The organism is Hamadaea sp. NPDC050747 (assembly GCF_040654195.1).
Lineage (GTDB): Bacteria > Actinomycetota > Actinomycetes > Mycobacteriales > Micromonosporaceae > Hamadaea.
On record NZ_JBFAHM010000015.1, the window covers coordinates 165,701 to 181,801 of the forward strand.

At 68.8% G+C, this 16,101-nt stretch carries 18 protein-coding genes; 10 read left to right on the top strand and 8 right to left on the bottom strand.

Annotation, left to right across the window (positions count from 1 at the left end):
• The first annotated feature begins 60 nt into the window (after positions 1-60).
• A complete protein-coding gene (locus AB0H43_RS32285; protein ID WP_360005594.1) occupies positions 61-747 on the top strand; it encodes a DUF4386 family protein in 687 nt (228 codons plus the stop codon).
• On the opposite strand, the gene AB0H43_RS32290 is transcribed toward AB0H43_RS32285, so the two are convergent.
• Positions 734-976 carry a hypothetical protein gene (locus AB0H43_RS32290; RefSeq protein ID WP_360005596.1) on the bottom strand — a complete coding sequence of 81 codons (243 nt, stop codon included), beginning with the start codon at positions 974-976 and terminating at the stop codon, positions 734-736. The genes AB0H43_RS32285 and AB0H43_RS32290 overlap by 14 nt on opposite strands.
• Positions 977-1,061: 85 nt before the next feature.
• Between AB0H43_RS32290 and AB0H43_RS32295 the strand changes: the two genes are divergently transcribed.
• Positions 1,062-1,460 carry a VOC family protein gene (locus AB0H43_RS32295; RefSeq protein WP_360005598.1) on the top strand — a complete coding sequence of 133 codons (399 nt, stop codon included), beginning with the start codon at positions 1,062-1,064 and terminating at the stop codon, positions 1,458-1,460.
• Between the two features lie 45 nt (positions 1,461-1,505).
• Here AB0H43_RS32295 and AB0H43_RS32300 read toward each other — a convergent pair whose 3' ends face one another.
• Together AB0H43_RS32300 and AB0H43_RS32305 are read right to left on the bottom strand one after the other, a co-directional pair.
• Positions 1,506-3,224 (bottom strand): protein kinase, encoded by a 1,719-nt coding sequence (locus AB0H43_RS32300; RefSeq protein WP_360005600.1) that lies wholly within the window; start codon positions 3,222-3,224, stop codon positions 1,506-1,508.
• 73 nt (positions 3,225-3,297) lie between these two features.
• Entirely contained in the window at positions 3,298-3,780 is a 483-nt protein-coding gene (locus AB0H43_RS32305; protein ID WP_360005601.1) for a helix-turn-helix domain-containing protein, read from the bottom strand.
• Between the two features lie 68 nt (positions 3,781-3,848).
• Here AB0H43_RS32305 and AB0H43_RS32310 point away from each other — a divergent pair, with 68 nt between their 5' ends.
• Both AB0H43_RS32310 and AB0H43_RS32315 read left to right on the top strand, forming a co-directional pair.
• Positions 3,849-4,442 carry a dihydrofolate reductase family protein gene (locus tag AB0H43_RS32310; RefSeq protein ID WP_360005603.1) on the top strand — a complete coding sequence of 198 codons (594 nt, stop codon included), beginning with the start codon at positions 3,849-3,851 and terminating at the stop codon, positions 4,440-4,442.
• A complete protein-coding gene (locus AB0H43_RS32315) occupies positions 4,436-5,245 on the top strand; it encodes an MBL fold metallo-hydrolase (protein WP_360005605.1) in 810 nt (269 codons plus the stop codon). Before AB0H43_RS32310 ends, AB0H43_RS32315 begins: the two co-directional genes overlap by 7 nt.
• A gap of 36 nt (positions 5,246-5,281) precedes the next feature.
• Here AB0H43_RS32315 and AB0H43_RS32320 read toward each other — a convergent pair whose 3' ends face one another.
• A complete protein-coding gene (locus AB0H43_RS32320; RefSeq protein WP_360005607.1) occupies positions 5,282-6,499 on the bottom strand; it encodes a cellulose-binding domain-containing protein in 1,218 nt (405 codons plus the stop codon).
• 282 nt (positions 6,500-6,781) lie between these two features.
• Here AB0H43_RS32320 and AB0H43_RS32325 point away from each other — a divergent pair, with 282 nt between their 5' ends.
• A complete protein-coding gene (locus tag AB0H43_RS32325; protein ID WP_360005608.1) occupies positions 6,782-7,048 on the top strand; it encodes a hypothetical protein in 267 nt (88 codons plus the stop codon).
• A 52-nt stretch (positions 7,049-7,100) separates the two neighbouring features.
• Here the strand turns inward: AB0H43_RS32325 and AB0H43_RS32330 are convergent, their stop codons facing one another.
• Positions 7,101-8,171, bottom strand: coding sequence for a polysaccharide deacetylase family protein (locus AB0H43_RS32330; RefSeq protein ID WP_360005610.1), 1,071 nt, complete (start codon positions 8,169-8,171; stop codon positions 7,101-7,103).
• Positions 8,172-8,412: 241 nt separating this feature from the next.
• Between AB0H43_RS32330 and AB0H43_RS32335 the strand changes: the two genes are divergently transcribed.
• Entirely contained in the window at positions 8,413-8,640 is a 228-nt protein-coding gene (locus AB0H43_RS32335; protein WP_360005612.1) for a hypothetical protein, read from the top strand.
• A gap of 98 nt (positions 8,641-8,738) precedes the next feature.
• Here AB0H43_RS32335 and AB0H43_RS32340 read toward each other — a convergent pair whose 3' ends face one another.
• Together AB0H43_RS32340 and AB0H43_RS32345 are read right to left on the bottom strand one after the other, a co-directional pair.
• A complete protein-coding gene (locus tag AB0H43_RS32340) occupies positions 8,739-9,518 on the bottom strand; it encodes an RNA ligase family protein (RefSeq protein WP_360005614.1) in 780 nt (259 codons plus the stop codon).
• Positions 9,519-9,611: 93 nt separating this feature from the next.
• Entirely contained in the window at positions 9,612-10,349 is a 738-nt protein-coding gene (locus AB0H43_RS32345) for a TetR/AcrR family transcriptional regulator C-terminal domain-containing protein (protein WP_360005616.1), read from the bottom strand.
• A gap of 81 nt (positions 10,350-10,430) precedes the next feature.
• On the opposite strand from AB0H43_RS32345, the gene AB0H43_RS32350 reads away from it, so the two are divergent.
• Positions 10,431-11,642 carry a DUF418 domain-containing protein gene (locus tag AB0H43_RS32350; RefSeq protein WP_360005618.1) on the top strand — a complete coding sequence of 404 codons (1,212 nt, stop codon included), beginning with the start codon at positions 10,431-10,433 and terminating at the stop codon, positions 11,640-11,642.
• Between the two features lie 77 nt (positions 11,643-11,719).
• Here the strand turns inward: AB0H43_RS32350 and AB0H43_RS32355 are convergent, their stop codons facing one another.
• A complete protein-coding gene (locus AB0H43_RS32355) occupies positions 11,720-12,727 on the bottom strand; it encodes a LacI family DNA-binding transcriptional regulator (RefSeq protein WP_360005620.1) in 1,008 nt (335 codons plus the stop codon).
• 154 nt (positions 12,728-12,881) lie between these two features.
• Between AB0H43_RS32355 and AB0H43_RS32360 the strand changes: the two genes are divergently transcribed.
• The 3 genes from AB0H43_RS32360 to AB0H43_RS32370 all read left to right on the top strand — a co-directional run bounded on the left by AB0H43_RS32360 (position 12,882) and on the right by AB0H43_RS32370 (position 16,098).
• Positions 12,882-14,147, top strand: coding sequence for an ABC transporter substrate-binding protein (locus tag AB0H43_RS32360; protein WP_360005622.1), 1,266 nt, complete (start codon positions 12,882-12,884; stop codon positions 14,145-14,147).
• A 180-nt stretch (positions 14,148-14,327) separates the two neighbouring features.
• A complete protein-coding gene (locus AB0H43_RS32365; protein ID WP_360005623.1) occupies positions 14,328-15,230 on the top strand; it encodes a sugar ABC transporter permease in 903 nt (300 codons plus the stop codon).
• A complete protein-coding gene (locus tag AB0H43_RS32370; RefSeq protein ID WP_360005625.1) occupies positions 15,220-16,098 on the top strand; it encodes a carbohydrate ABC transporter permease in 879 nt (292 codons plus the stop codon). Before AB0H43_RS32365 ends, AB0H43_RS32370 begins: the two co-directional genes overlap by 11 nt.
• Positions 16,099-16,101: the final 3 nt, after the last annotated feature.

Genomic DNA, 16,101 nt, shown 5'->3' on the forward strand with positions numbered 1-16,101 from the left:
GCCGCCGGAGTGTCATCCTCAGCAGATGCGCCATGACCGCGCCCTGATGAAGGCGCAGCGATGACTGTCGAGTCCCGCGCCGGGGCGGTGCGAGTTCATCCGCTCGCCCGGACCATCGGCCTGACCGGCCTGGTGGGCACCGTGGTGCTGTTCGTTGCCCTAAGCACCAGTACGCCGGGCGAGCCGCCGACCGACGCCACGACCGCGGCGGCGGCGGACTTCCTCCGTGGTCTGGACGGAACCTGGGTTCGGCTGGGCGAGGTCGTGGCCGACATCGCCATGTTCGCCGTGCTCTGGTTCATGGTCGGTTTCGCGCTGCTGCTGCGCCGGGTCGAGGGCGACCTCCCGTGGCGGTCCACCATGGCGGGGCTGTCCGGCCTTCTGGTAGCGGCGTTCGTCATCCTCGACTCCAGCGAGGAGGCGGCCAGCCATCGGGCCGCCGATCTCGATCAAGGGCAGCTGGCGTACGCCTACGACGTCACCACGATCGGGTTCACCAACATCTGGTTGCCCCTGGGCGGCTTCGCCCTCGCCTGCGGGTGGGTCATCCTCTCGTCCGGCGCCCTGCCACGGTGGCTGGGATGGTGGGGCGTCGTCAGCGGGATCGGTCTCGCCCTCGCGCAGTTCGTCTGGGAGATCCCGATCTGGTTGATCCCCTACGCCGCCTTCTGGATCTGGCTGCTGACTACGTGCGTACTGCTGGTGCGCCGGCCCGCTGGGGGAGTGGACGGGGTCACGCGAAGGTGACCCCGGTCAGCTGCTCGGAGACCGACCACAGCCGTGCCGCGGCGTCGGGGTCGCGCAGCGTCCCCCACGGCTTCTGCTCGCCGGGCGGGCCGCCGGCGTTCCCCGGCCACTGGGGACCGTAGAAGGCACCGTCCTGGGCGTCGACCGACGTCGCGGCGAGCAGCGCCGGCAACGTCGCGCCGCGTGGCATGGTCCGCTCCTGCGTCGACTGAAGATGTGCACGTGTCATCCCTGACAACGATGCTCCCCGGCGGATCGTCCCTCACCGGACCGACATCCCGGCGTCGCTGCCCTCGTCTGGTTAGGGTTTCGAGATGACGACCAGCACCATCGAGGTTCAGATCAACCTGTTCTGCCGCGATGTCGACGCGTGTCTCACCTTCTACACCGGCCTTGGGCTGGCGGAGGCATTCCGGGCGCCGGCCTCGGGTCCCATCGAGCATGTCGAGGTCGAAGCGGCTGGCGTCCGGATCGGCCTGACCTCGGCGCGGGTCGCCAACGCCCTGATGGGGCTGGGGGTGGACGCTGCGGGTGGCAGCCCGTCCACGGAACTGGTGCTGTGGTGTGAGAACACCGATGCGTTCTTCGATCGGGCGTTGGCGGCCGGCGCGACGAGCGTCGTCGCCCCGACCGACTCACCCGACGGACGTCTCCACTACGCGTGGGTCCGCGATCCCGACGGCCACCAGGTCAAGTTCGTGCAGAAGCGCTGACCCGGCCCGCGTCGTCGGATTCCGCCCCGGCTCCACCGGCATGGATCATGCGGTCGGGGTGGTGACGCAAACCCAGTCGTTCTGCGCGGGCGGGTTGTACGCCGAGACCCCGGCCGCGGTGTACGCGCGTACCTTGAAGCACATGTAGGTGCCCGGCGCCAGACCGGTCCAGTCGTACGTGGTCGTGTTCGCGCCGACGCTTCTCGACGTGTCGCCGTTGATGACGGTGAAGCCGTTCTCGTCCGTCGAGTTGTCCGTCCATTGCAGACGGATCGTGCTCGCGCTGATCGGCGTCGCCGTCAGGCTCGTCGGCGCGGCCGGACCCGAGCCGGACTGCGTCGTGGCGCAGATCCAATCGCTCTGGGCGGCCGGATAGTAGGCGGAGACCCCCGAGGCGTTGTACGCACGTACTTTGAAGCAGGTGCGGGTGTCCGGCGTCAGCCCGGTCCAGTCATAGGTCGTCGTGTTGGCGGCGACGTTCTTCGACGTGTTGCCGTTGATGACGGTGAAGCCGCCTTCGGCGGTCGACTTGTCCGCCCAGCGCAGGCGGATCGTGCTCGCGCTGATCGGCGTCGCCGTCAGGCTCGTCGGCGCCCCGAGCGGAGTCGCTCCGCCGCCGGAAACCGGGCTGGCGACGCTGGACCGGGGCGCGGGACTCGTCCCGCCCGTGCTGGACGGTGAACCCGTGGCGTTGGGGCTCGGCGGCGTACTCGTGGCTGGGCTGTTCGCCAGAGGACTCGCGGTGTTCACCCTCAGACCGTCGCCGAGGCTCTCGGCCTGCGGGTCGTCACCCTGGCTGAGCAGCACGCCGGCCGCCACCAGGACGGAGACGACCAGCCCCGCCGCGATTACGACGAGTGTCCGCCCGGTGGAGCGCCGGCCGGCGGCGGGCTGACTCGGCGTCGGTATCGTGACCATCGCCTGGGGACGGGGCGACGGCACATCGGACTCTTCCAGCGCCCGCCGCGCCTCCTGGGCCAGAGCCGCGCCCGAGGGCCAGCGATTCGCCGGGTCCTTCTCCATCGCTCGTTCCACGATCGCCCGTACGCCGGCCGGCACGTCCGGCGGCAGCGGCGGCGCCTCGTCGTGGACGTGACGCAGCGCGACCTCCACCAAGTTGTCCCCGGCGAACGGCAGCCGACCGGCCAGGCACCGGTACGCCACGATGCCGAGCGAGTAGATGTCCGACGCGGGTGTGGCCGGACGGCCCAACGCGCGCTCGGGAGCGATGTACGACGCGGTGCCGATCAGCGATCCAGGCGCGGTGTGCCCGGCGGCGCCGGACGAGCGGGCGATGCCGAAGTCGCCGACCAGGACGCCGCCGTCCGCGCGTACCAGGAGATTGCCCGGCTTGACGTCGCGGTGGGTGACGCCTTTCTCGTGGGCCGCGTGCAGCGCCTCGGCCGCGTCGGCGACCAGTCGCATCGTGGCCTTCGCGCTGAGCCGCTCGACCCGGGCCAGCGTCTCGGCCAGCGACTCGCCGTCGATGTACTTCATGACCAGGTAGACGCCGGCGGCCGGGTCGTCGCCGAAGTCGTACACCTCGACCACGCCGGGATGGCTGATCGTGGCCATGACGCGGGCCTCGGCCCGGAACTCGTCGACGAAGCTCGGCTCGTTCGGCGGCGCGTCGAGCAGGCACTTGACCGCGACGGTGCGGGCCAGCACGAAGTCGAAGGACTTCCACACCTCACCCATGCCACCGCTGCCGACGCGCTGTTCGAGCTGATAGCGCCCGGCCAGCACCATTCCCGCACGGACCACTGCGACCACCTTCGGCAGGCTGCTGGATCGAGCAGACCAATTGTCAACTCGCAGAGGGTACGCCGTCGCGCGCTTACTCGGTGGCCGCGGTGCGGACGGTTCCCAGACGTTCGAACGGGCCGGGCTCCGCGCTCGGATTCGGCGGTGCGCCGAGATGGCGTACGCGAAGATCGGCCATGAGTTCGTCGAGGAACGCCGGACCTCCGTCGCGTAGGAGGTGCTGCCGTCGGCGGAGTTCGTCGTCGCCGGAGCGCCAGTCGAGACCCCAGTTGCCGAGGGCGTAGAGGATGGGAAGAGTCTGGATGCCGGCCTCGGTGAGGCTGTAGCGGGCGCGCTGCCCACGCGCTGCGGTGCCGCGCGTGAGGATCCCCGCTTCGACGAGGCGGACGAGGCGATCCGCGAGGATGTTCGACGCGATGCCCTCGGCCGACCCGGTGAGCAGGGCCCGGAAGTAACGGCGGTCGTCGAAGACGACGTCCCGCAGGATGAGCAGCGACCAGCGGTCTCCCAGCACCTCGACGGCGGCGCCGATCGGACACCCGGACCGTGATTCCACGATTCCTCCTTGACGGCTCGGTCGCCCTCACTATAGTGGTTGCAGAACGCAATCACTTGGAGGTGGGCATGGGACGTCTCATCTACTCGATGAACGTGTCTGTCGACTTGCGGATCGAGCAGGTGCCCGGCGACAACGGAGCCGGCGAATGGCTGCGCATCGACGAGGAGTTCCACCGCGAGGCGAACGCGCTGGCGCGGGAGGTCGCGCTCATGGTTCACGGCCGGGTCTTCTACGAGATCATGGAGGAGTACTGGCCACGGGCGGGGGACGACGCCTCGCTGCCGGACTATATGCGGGAGTACGGCGAGATCTGGACGGCCAAGCCGAAGGTGCTCGTGTCTCGCACCCGCCAGGAGGCCGAGTACAACACCCAGATCATCGGCGAGGACGCCCTCGGCCGGCTCGCCGTCCTGCGGGCGCAGACCGACGGCCTCATCAGCGTCGGCGGCGCGACCCTCGCCACCCAGTTGCTGCGGGCAGGGCTGCTCGACGAGCTGCTGCTGTGGACCCATCCGGCGATCCTCGGCTTCGGTCGGCCGCTGTTCGACGACTATGACCGGCCGATCGACCTCGAGCTGATCGAGCAGCGAGCGTTGCGATCGGGCGTCACGGTGCACCGTTACGCCATCAAGGATGCGAAGGAGACGAACCCGTGCTGACGCGGATCGCGGAGGGCGTACTGGTCCACGAGAGCGACTTCGTGCAGAGCAACGCGATCGTCATGCAAGGCCACGCCGGCGTGCTGCTCATCGACGCCGGCCTCCAGGACCACGAGATGGTCTGTCTCGCGAACGATCTGTCGCAGTCGGGCCAGACTGTCGTGGCCGGCTTCTCGACCCACCCGGACTGGGATCACCTACTGTGGCACCCGCGGTTCGGCGACGCGCCCCGGTATGGCACGGCCCGCTGTGCCGCCGCCGTGGCGGAGCAGCTCTCCGACCCCGATATCAAGACGAAGATCATCGAACACCTGGAATCGACCGGCATAGCCGAGCAGGTGCCGCTGGACCTCTACGGCCTCATCACCGCGCTGCCCGCCGGGACGGCACAGATCCCCTGGGACGGTCCCGAGGTCCGGATCATCGAGCATCGAGCGCACGCGCCGGGGCATGCGGCGCTGCTGATCGCCGAGCGCCGCGTACTGGTCGCCGGCGACATGCTGTCCGACGTCCTGATCCCGATGCTCGACCTCGAGGCCGAGGATCCGATCGAGGACTACCTCGCCGCGCTGCGGCTGCTCGACGGCGTCGCCGGCGATGTCGACGTCGTCGTCCCCGGCCACGGGTCCGTCGGGGTCGGGGAGGCGCACGCGCGTATCCAGGCGGACCGGGCGTACGTGCTCGCGCTCCGGGAGGGCGGCGTGCCCAATGACGCGCGGGTCGGCTCGTCGGCCAAGCCCGGCTGGGAGTGGGTCAGCGATGTCCACGACGGGCAACTCCAGCGGCTCAAGGACAAGCGCTAGCGCGACGGCTCGCCGCGCCAGCGCTCGCGCAGCCCCTCAGCAGCCGATGCGGCTGGCGCCCAGGGCCACCTCGTCGAACCACAGCGTGTCGGCGCCGACTCCGTAGCTCTCCCAGCCAAGGCGGAAATCGGTCAGGCTAGGCCGCCAGTTGGTGCGGCTGAGCCATTGCTGATCGATGTCATGCGTCGGTACGCCGTCCTCGTGCAGCCCGGCCACCTCGGTGCCGTTGAGCCAGGTCTGCATGGTTCCGTCGGCGCCGCTGACCTTGAACTCGACGCAGTTCCACGAGTTCACCGGCAATACCGCGGACAACGCCACACCGGCCGGGCTCTGCTCGGGCAGCGTCGCGTCGTCGGACTGGCGGTTCCATTGCAGGGCGCCGTTCTGGCCACCCATTCGCAGGTCGCGGTTGCCGTCGGCGGAGTCCTTCAGCGCCACGAAGGTGACATGCGAGGCCGGGAGCGCGGTCGTGTGGCGTACGTAGAAGCGGGCGTACCACACGGTGCCGGTCAGCGTCGCGGTCGATCTGACGAAGACGTGATTGCAGTAGCCTTCCGTTCCGCTGATCTTCAGCGACTTGCCCCCGCGGTACGCCGTTGTCGTGTCGACGGTCGCGGTACCCGTGCCCTGGCAATCCGGGTAACTCACGACCCATGCCCCGCTGGGCGTACCACCGGCTTGGCTCTCGAAGCCCTCGCACAGGGTGAGGGTTCCGCAGGAGCTGGAGCTGGGCGATCCCGACGGCGACGCGGACGGTGAGATGGACGCGGACGGTGACGAAGACGCGGAGGGTGACGCCGACGCGGACGGTGAGGCCGACGGGCTGGTCGGCACCGTGCCGCAGGGAGCGCCGTTGAGCAGCAGCGCCGTGGGCGTGGGATCGGCGCTGGCCCAGGTCCCCTGTACGCCGAACTCGACCGTGGCGCCCGGGTTGATGTCGGCGTTGTACGCGAGATTGGTGGCGGTCACCGCGGTCCCGGATTGGGCGACGGTCGCGCCCCACGCCGAGGTGATCTTCTGATCTCCGCCGTAGGCCCAGGTCACCGTCCAGCCGTGGATTGCGGTGCTGCCGGCAGTGATGTCGACGTAGCCGACGAATCCGCCGGGCCATTCGTTGACACGGTACGTGACTTGGCATGCTGTCGCGGCGTTCGCCTCGGGGGCGGTCGCGACGAACGTGCCGGCCAGGCCAACGGTGGCGAGGACGGTCACGGCGAGCGCGCCGATGGTCCGCGATGATCGTGTGATGCGCATGGGCGATCCTTTCGAGTGGTGGTGGAGACACCACAATGGACTTTATGTGCTGATGAACGTCGATGTATGGCCGTCCCGATGAGTGGACGTGCCCCGGATGCCCATCCTGTTACTCAGCGCAGCGATCCATGACGCAGCGTCACCGGATATGCGAGGTACCCGCCCTCGCGGTCGTTGAATGTGAGGAATGCCCGATTCGCGCTATAGGCCAGATAGACGATGTTTCGGGGGTGTGATCGACGCGACGATGGATCAGGCGACGAACACACGGAGGGATGAGCGATGTTCCACCTGAACCTGGACACCATGTGCGAAGCGCTGTTCGCCTCGCACGTGCAAGCTTCCGACCGCCCCGACTCGCGGCAGGTCACCGCGGCGATCACCGGGGTACTCGACCAGTTCGGCCCGCAGTACTGCGCCGGGCAGGTGGCCCAGGAGTTCGGCGACCACCCGGAGTCGGCCGCCGCCCGGATGCGCTGGGTCCGCGAGACCATGGCGTCGGGTCTGCGTTCCTCCGTGCCCCTCGTCTGGTACGCCGAGCGCGCGTGACCCGGCGTACCAGCTGAGGCGTACTAGCTGAGGCGTACTAACCGGGCGGGCGTCAGCTGCAGGCGACGCCGTTGAGCGCGAAGCCGGTCGGCGCCCCCGTGTTGCCGGTATGCGTGGCCTGGTAGCCGATGCCGACCGAACCGCCGGCGGCGATGGTCGAGTTGTAGCCCGCGTTGGTCGCGGTCACCGCGCCGCTGGCCGGGCTGTAGGTGGCGTTCCAGCCCGAGGTGATGGTCTGTCCGCTCGGGAGGGTGAAGGTCAGTCGCCAGTTGGTGACGGCCGAGCCGCTGGTGTTGGTGATGGTGAGGTTGTTGGTCAGCCCGGTGTTCCAGGCGCTGACCGCGGACGTCACCCGGCAGCCGCCACCGGTGGGCGGCGGGCTCGACGACGGAGCTGAGGACGACGGCGATGTGGTCGGCTGGGACCCGTCGGGCGCGACCGCCCGTCCGGTCGTCGGCGAGATCATGCCCGCGCACAGGTTGCGGCTGGCCAAGCCGGCCGCGATCTGCGGAATGGCGGCGACCGTGTTCGCCGGCCAGTCGTGCATCAGGATGATCTGACCGTTGGTCAGCCGGGCGTTGGCCGCCACGATGGACGCGACGCTGGCGTTGTTCCAGTCCTGCGAGTCGACGTCCCAGATGATCTCGGTGAGGCCGTACTGCGCCTCGACCGACTTCAGCGTGCTGTTGGTCTCGCCGTACGGCGGCCGGAACAGCTTCGGCGCCGAGCCGGTGATCTGCTGGATCGCCGACTGCGTGTTGCCGATCTGGGTCGACATCTGGGCCGAGCTGAGCTGGGTCATGTGCGGGTGGTCCCAGCTGTGGTTGCCGATCCACATGCCCGCGTTCTTCGTCGCCTGGACGAGCGACGGATTCGCCTGCACGTTCTTGCCCTCGTCGAAGAACGTGGCGCGCAGGCCGTTCGAGGTGAGCGCGTTGAGCAGGTTCTGGGTGTTGCCGGGGGTCGGGCCGTCGTCGAAGGTCAGCCCGACATAGCCGCTGCACGTGGCCGCTTGGGACGGAGCGGCGGCCAGCGTGAGGACGGCGACGGCGCCGGTGACGGCCGCCGCTACGGTGGCGGCGATGGCGAGGATCCTGCGGGCCGGGCGAGGTGTGGAAACCATGGCCTCTCCTTGCGTACGGCCACCGGGTGGAGACCGGCGGCCAGGTCGATGAGGGATCATTGAAACATCCCCATCTTTTGTTCCGCAACATTTCGGATCCAGGGCCGGTGTCACCGCCTCATCGGCGAGCATCTGTGCACGTCGGAGCATGGTCGTGACGCCGAAACTTTCGGAGCCGGTCCTCCATGGCGGCCGGTCTAGCTGGCTGCTTCGGATCAGCGACGCTCGCTAGGATGCGGCGATGCCGACCACGCCACCGGACCCCGACGAGGAAGGCCTAAGCCTCACGCAGCGGTGGGCGGCCGAGCGCGTACGCGGCCGTGAGACGGTGCTGCTTGTCCTCGCGGCCGTCGTGGCCTGGCCGTTCGTCCTGATCGGCAAAGGTCTGTACGCGCTGCGGTGGATCGTCCTGGGTCCGTGGGAGCTCGTGCAGATCCTTCGCTACCTGCGCCGAAGCCGCGACGAATAGGGGCGACGGCGATGAGGCTGCGCCTGCGGGAAGCGGCGTGAGGGCCACCGCTGGGTTGCCCTCACGCCGGATGACCGCGGCCTGGATCTGGTGCGGGGTCAGCGGCTCCTGCCCTTGAGGGTCCGCTCGTAGTCCTGGAATCGAGCCTTGGCGATCGCCGCCCGGTCCGGTGAGCGCAGCACGATGCCTTCCGGCCGCCCGGCGGCGTCGTCGTCCAGGGCGACGCGCGTAGAGGGCATCCACTTGTCGAGGAGGGCCTTGGTCTCTGCGATGTCGGTGGGCAGCTCCGTCGCGTCGATCTCGAAGAGCCGCGGAGTCAGGTCCAGCCCGGTGTCTTCGGCGGTACGCCGCAGGGTCGTTTCGCCGAGGAACTGCTGCCCGCCCGCGTCACGCCACGCGGCGACGCGCTGCGAATCCCAGCCTGACATCTCCCGATGGTCGCCGATGACCGCCACGTCGAACAGCCGGTGCCCGACGCGCTTGTCACCCGTGTACTGCTTCGAGGCAGCGGTGACCTTGCCGCCGTAGACCTCCAGGTAGTAGACCACGATGTGGTCGTCCTCGACGGCGGGCAGGTTGTCGGCGATCGGGCGCAGCGCGTCGACGATGCCGAGTGCCGGGTTGCCGATCAGATCGCCCTGCGCGTAGAGCAGTTCCTCGCGGCTGCCGAGCAGATAGGTGCCGTCCGGCAGCAGGATGATCCGCGAGTTGGTGCCGTCGACCTTCTCCGTGCCGATGACCAGGCTGGGAAAGGGTACTGCCTCGTCGAGCAGTCTGCCGTTGCGCGGGTCGAGGCTGTGGTAGGTCGGGATCGACGGGTACTTGGTCATCGAGTTGATGGCCGGGAGGTTCGAGGTTCGGACGGCGAACGTGGTCACGGCGGCTCCTTCCGACGCGGGCGTCGATCATCGTGCGGGCTGGACGACTGAGCCGCAATCGAGTTAACCGACGTCCGACCGGGCGAGAGTCCGTCAGGCCGCGCGTTGAGCCACTCCGTCGAGAATGAGGTCGAGGCCGAGCAGGAAGTCGGCGTCGGCCAGATCCGCGTCCGGCGCGTTGGGCGTTCCGAACACGGCGGACGAGAAGAGCTGCGCTGCCTGCGGGAAGCGTTCTGCGTCCACCAGCCGGGCGAGAGCCTGCCCGTACGCGCGCTCAGCGGCGGCTTGCGCCTGTCCTTCGGCTCGTCCGGCGGCCAGCTCACTGCTCTGCCGCACGAAGTGGGCGACGTAGCCGCCGATCAGGGACATCACTCCGACCTTGTGTGCCCAGTCCAGGCGGGTACGCGCCAGGATCGCCAGGGCGCTTTCCATCCAGGCGATCTGATGCGGGCCGGCGGGCGGGCCGGAGACGGGTATCTGGGTGGCCCACGGGTGCCGCTGAAGCACCGCGCGCTGAGCCTGCGCCCATTCGCGGAGGGCGGTACGCCACGCGCCGGCGGTGATCGGCGGTGGATCGCCCAGCGCGAAGTCGACCATCAACGTCAGCAGCTCGTCCTTCGAGCCGACGTACCGGTAGAGCGACATGCCGGTGACGCCGAGGCTCTTCCCGACGTTGGGCAGGGTCACGGCGACGAGGCCTTCGCCGTCGGCGATTCTCACCGCCTCGGCGACGACCGCGTCGACGTCGAGCGTCGGTCGACGGCCGAGGCGGGACGGCTCCGCCAGCCGCCACAGCCGCCGCAGCGCTGCGGGAACGTCTTCGCTGATCATACGAAGCACATCATGTCAGACAGCATTAGTTTGCGTGTGATAGTTTCTCAGAGAAATTAATCGTCCCTGGGGAGGGCACACGTGAGCATCGACGCCATCTTCGAAAAGACGACCGCGATGCCGGTTCGCGGTCCAGCGCCAGCCACCGAACGGGCGCTGGCACCCGACCTGGCCCGGGGTGCGATGCTGTTGATCATCGCGGTCGCGAACGTGGCGGGAGTCGTCTTCGCCGGGGAGCCCGGGGTCGATCCATCGCCGGAGGGCGTCGACCGGATCTTGACCTTCGCGCTCTTCGACCTGGCGCATGCGCGGGGCTATCCGGTCTTCGCGGTGATGTTCGGCTACGGCGTCGTCCAGCTCGCCCGCCGTCAGGAGCGCTCCGGCGCGGCACCGGCCCGGGTCCGGTCGATCCTCCTGCGCCGCAACGCTTGGCTGCTCGTCTTCGGATTCGTGCACGCCGCGCTGCTGTACTACGGCGACTTCCTCGGCGCGTACGGGATCGTCGGGATGGTCATGACACTCGTCCTGCTTCGCCGGGGAGACAAGTTCCATCGGATCATCCTGGGCCTGTGGGCGCTCTACGCCGTGGAGGTCGTCGTCCTCGGCGTGATCGTCGCCCTGAAGGTGTCGGCCGGCTCGACGGGCTCCGCTCCGCTACCGGTGGGACGCGTCGACTCGCTGACCGCCACCACCTATCTCCTGTCCATGCTGGACCGCCTCGCGGAATGGCCCGCGCATACCGCGACCGTCCTGCCCTTCATCCTCATCACCTGGATGGGGATGTGGGCCGCACGCCGCCGGATGCTCGAAGAACCGGCGCGCCACCGCACCTCGCTGCGCTGGATCGCGATCGTGGGGCTGGGCATCGCGGTCCTCGGCGGCCTGCCTGCCGCGCTGTCCGCGGCCGGATGGCTGCACACCGGCGAATCGACCGCCGAACTGATGATGATGTTGCACGGTGGCAGTGGAATGTTCGCCGGATTCGGCTACGTCGCGGCGTTCGGTCTGATCGCCGCGCGCGTCACGCGCCCAGGTGCGGTGGTCAACAGCCTGGCCGCGCTGGGCCGGCGCTCGCTGTCCGGCTATCTGTTCCAGTCGGTCGCCTGGCTCGTCCTGCTCCTGCCGTTCGGCTTGGCCCTCGGTACGCGGTTCGCCACACCGACGATCGCCGGATTGGTCATCGCCACCGGAGTGTGGCTGACCACGGTCGTACTCGCCCGCTGGCTCGACCGCAGAGGGAAAGCCGGCCCAGCGGAATTCGTCCTACGGCGCCTTGCGTACGGGCGACGGTGACGCCAAGCCCCTGGTAACGCGTCATGGGGCAAGGTCGCGGCCCGGGTAGCGATCGCCATCCGGGCCGCGGTGCCGGCTCACGCCCCGGAACGGGTGCTTTCCCGCGCCACGAGTGTGAACGGCGTGACCACGTCCTGCGGCTGCCCGGAACCGTCCTGGAGGGCCGCCCGGACCAGGCCGACGGCGGCTTCGGCGATAGCGGCCTTGTCCGGTGCGATCGTCGTCAGCCGGGGTGCGCTGTAGTTGCCCTCGTCGACCCCGTCGAAGCCGACGACCGCCACATCCTCCGGTACGCGTAACCCTCGATCCCGCACCGCGCTGAGCGCACCGATGGCGAGCATGTCGTTGAAGCAGAACACCGCGTCCGGCGGGTCGGCCAGATCGAGCAGGTGTCGCATGGCGACGGTGCCTTCGGCCCGGCTGTAGGCGGCAGCCGGGACGATGAGGGCCGGGTCGGGAGTGATGCCGGCCGATCGCAGCGCCGACTCGTAGCCCCGCAGCCGCAGAGCTGCCGTGCCGTGCGGGCCGGGCTGGTCGCCGAGGGCGGCGATCCGGCGATGTCCGAGGTCGAGCAGGTGACGTGTGGCGGCACGGGCAGCGGCGACGTTGTCGATGGCCACGTGATGGACCGGCGCGCTCAGCGCTCGTTCGCCGAGCAGGACCAGGGGAGTGCCGGGTGCGGCTTCGGCGAGGTCGGTGGGCCGCAGCCCGATCGGGCTGAGGATGATGGCGTCGACCAGTGATCGGTGCGCCGCGTTGATGACCGTCAGCTCCCGGTCGCGCTCGCCGCCGGTCTGTTCGATCAGGACGGTCCAGTCGTGCTCGGCGGCGGCGTTCATGACCAGTCCGCACAGCTCGGCGAAGTAGGGGTTGGCCAGCTCCGGCACCGCAAGGGTCAGAAATCCGGTGCGGCCCTTGCGAAGGTTGCGCGCGCCGATGTTCGGCACGTACCCCAGGAGGTCGATGGCCTCCTGGACGCGCCGCCGGTTGTCCTCGGTGACGAACGAGTATCCGTTGACCACGTTGGACACCGTCTTGACCGACACGCCCGCACGGGCGGCGACGTCCTTGAGGGTGGCAACCATCGATCAACCTCACTCACGATCCGAGGAGCGGGGGGTCCGGGGACTTCAAGGTACAACGTTGTAACGATTCTCGCCAAGACCTCTTTACAACGTCGTTCCAACGATGGAACATGTCTGCAATCTCCCCCGAGCTGGGACGGAAGGTCGACCCCCAATGAGATCACCTTTGCGAGCACCTTGGAAGATTGCCGCAGTCCTCACCGCCGGCCTGCTGGCCGTCGCGGGCTGCGGTTCCGGCGGCGACGACAGTTCCGCCGACGGCGTCGTGCAGCTCAGCCTCTGGACCGGGTTCACCGGTCCCGACCGGCCGGCGTACGAGTCGCTGGTCAAGCAGTTCAACGACACGCACCCGAAGATCAAGGTCACCATGGACGTGCAGCCGTGGGACGCCATCGGCCAGAAGCTGCCCGGCGCCTGGGCGACCGGTCAGGGACCCGATCTGGCCACGCCCAACTTCGACCCCGGCGTGCTGTTCACCTACGTCAAGACGAACTCGCTGCTGCCGCTGGACGAGGCGGCCGGTGACGGCGACGGCAAGCTCAACACGTCGCTGTTCCCCAAGGCGGTGACCACCGCCTTCACCATCGACGGCAAGCTGTACGCCGCCCCGGCCAACATGGCGACGCTGGTGCTCTACTACAACAAGGCGATGCTGACCGAGGCCGGCGTCAGCGAGCCGAAGACCGGCGACGACCTGGTCAACGCGGCCAAGAAGCTGACCAAGATGGACGGTGGCAAGGTCACGCAGTACGGCATCTCGCTGGCCGACCACGCGACCATCCAGATGTGGCCGATCCTGCAGTGGATGAACGGCGGTGACATCGTCGACGCCAAGGGCTGCGCCACCGTCGCCGAGCCGGCGAGCGTCCAGGCCCTGCAGACCTGGGCGGATCTCGTCGCCAAGGACAAGGTCAGCCCGGTCGGGCAGACCGGAGCCGACGCCGACACGCTGTTCTCGGCGAAGAAGGCAGCGATGGAGATCAACGGCCCCTGGGCCGCCGCCGGCTTCAAGTCCGCCGGGATCGATCTCGGCATCGCCGCCGTGCCGGTCGGCGCGGGCGGCCCGGTGACTCTCGCCTCGACGGTGCCGCTGGCGATCGGCAAGTCCACCAAGCACAAGGCCCAGGCGCTGGAGTTCCTCGCCTGGTGGACGGGCAAGACCGCGCAGGCCGCATTCAGCGACGCCTCCGGGTTCCCGCCGGTACGCACCGACGTGACGCCCACCAACCCGATCGTGGCCCCGTTCGCCGCGCAACTGCCGAACGCACGGCTCTACCTGCCAGGGCTGCCGACGTCGGCCAAGATCGACACCGACGTCTACGTCCCGCTGATCGGCAAGATCACCCGGGGTGAGCCGGTCGGCCCGGCGGCGCAGTCCGCCGCCGAAGCCATCAACAAGATCACCGGCTGCAAGCCCTGACCCGATCGGGTCTGGTCCACCGACGTTCCGCGGCAAGATCGTCGGCTGCCGACAATCAAGGGCGTCACAGCTCCTTGAGCGTCGGCCGCCGACGATCAAGAACGCGCGGATCGCCAGAACGTCAGCCGCCGCCGACGATCACCGCGACCGAACCCGACCAAGACCGTCCGGAAGGCACGCATGACCACCGCCACCATCCCCTCGGCGAAGGCGAGACGCCGGCCGCGGTTCAACTCGGCGTACCTCTATGTCGCGCCCAGTCTGTTGCTCATCGGAGTGTTCATCGCCGAGCCGATCCTGCGGTCGGGCTGGATGAGCCTGCACGACTGGACCGTCGGCGAGGACACGCACGCCTGGGTCGGCCTCGGCAACTACACCGAGCTGTTCGGCGACGAACGTTTCCGCAACGCCCTCGGCGTCACCGGTCTGTACACAGTGGTCGTCACTGCCGGGCAGGTCCTCGGCGGGCTCGCGCTCGCCTTGTGGCTGCGGCGAACCACCTGGCTCACCGCGATCCTGCGGTCGGCGTTCTTCTTCCCGACCGTCGCCTCGTTCGCCGTGGTCGGGGTGGTCTGGAAGTTCCTGCTCGATCCGCAGGTCGGCCTGATCAACGGCTGGCTCGACCGGGTGGGCGTCACCGGCCCCAGCTGGCTCGCCGACACCGGGCTCGCGTTGCCCACCGTGATGGCCGTCGGCATCTGGAAAGGCGTGGGCTTCTCCATGATCGTGCTACTGGCGGCGCTGCAAGGCGTACCGGTTCCGCTCATGGAGGCGGCCACCTTGGACGGTGCGAACCGCTGGCAACGACTGCGCGCGGTCACCCTGCCGGAGATCCGGCCCGCGCTGCTGTTCACCACCGTCATCTCGACGGTGACCTCCCTGCAGCTGTTCGATCTGGTCTACGTCATGACCGGCGGCGGGCCGCTGTTCCACACCGAATCGATCGTCACCTACCTGTATCAGCGCGGCTTCGTCGAGTTCCGGCTCGGCTACGCCAGCGCCATCGCCTGGGTGCTGTTCCTGCTCATCCTGGCGGTCTCGCTGATCCAGCTGCGCATCGCGAGGAGCGACGATGACCAGTGAGACGCTCGCGCGGGTCGAGGCGCCCGCCTGGCTGCCGGGCACGCTGCGGTTTCTCCAGCAGATCATCCGGTACGCCTCCTGGGGCGTGCTGATTCTGGCGGCCGCGGCCACCGTCCTGCCGTTCGTCTGGATGATCGGGGTCGCCCTGCGTACGCCGGCCGACCTTTACGCCGATCCGGCCCGGCTCTGGCCGGGGGAGTGGAGTGTGGCCGGTTTCCATGCCGTGCTGACGCAGCTGCCGTTCGCCCGGCTGGCGTTCAACACGTTCGTGTTCGCGGGCGGCACGACGATCCTGCTGGTGTTCCTCGATTCCCTCGCCGGGTACGCCCTGGCCCGCTTGAAGTTCCGGGGGCGGCAGGCGATTTTCATCGTCATCCTGGCCACGCTGATGGTGCCCTTCCAGGTCACGATCATCCCGGTGTTCCTGACCTTGTTCGACCTGGGCTGGCTCAACACCCTCCAGGGCCTGATCATCCCGCGGGCCACCAGCGCGCTCGGGATATTCATGCTGCGCCAGTTCTTCCGTACGCTGCCCGCCGAGCTCGACGACGCCGCGCACATCGACGGGGCGAACAGCTTCCAGATCTACTGGCGCATCGTCCTGCCCCTGGCCAAACCGGCCCTGGCGTCGTTGTTCGTCATCCAGTTCATGGCCTTGTGGAACGACTTCCTGTGGCCGCTGGTCGTCTCCAGCACCCTCGACATGCGGACACTGCCGTCCGCGTTGACCCTGTTCTCCAGTCAGTCCGGCGTCGACCATGCCGCGTTGATGGCCGGGGCCGCCATCTCCCTAGCACCGCTCGCCGTCGCGTTCCTCGTCGCCCAGCGCTTCTTCGTCCAGGGCATCGCGACCACGGGACTGAAGTGACCG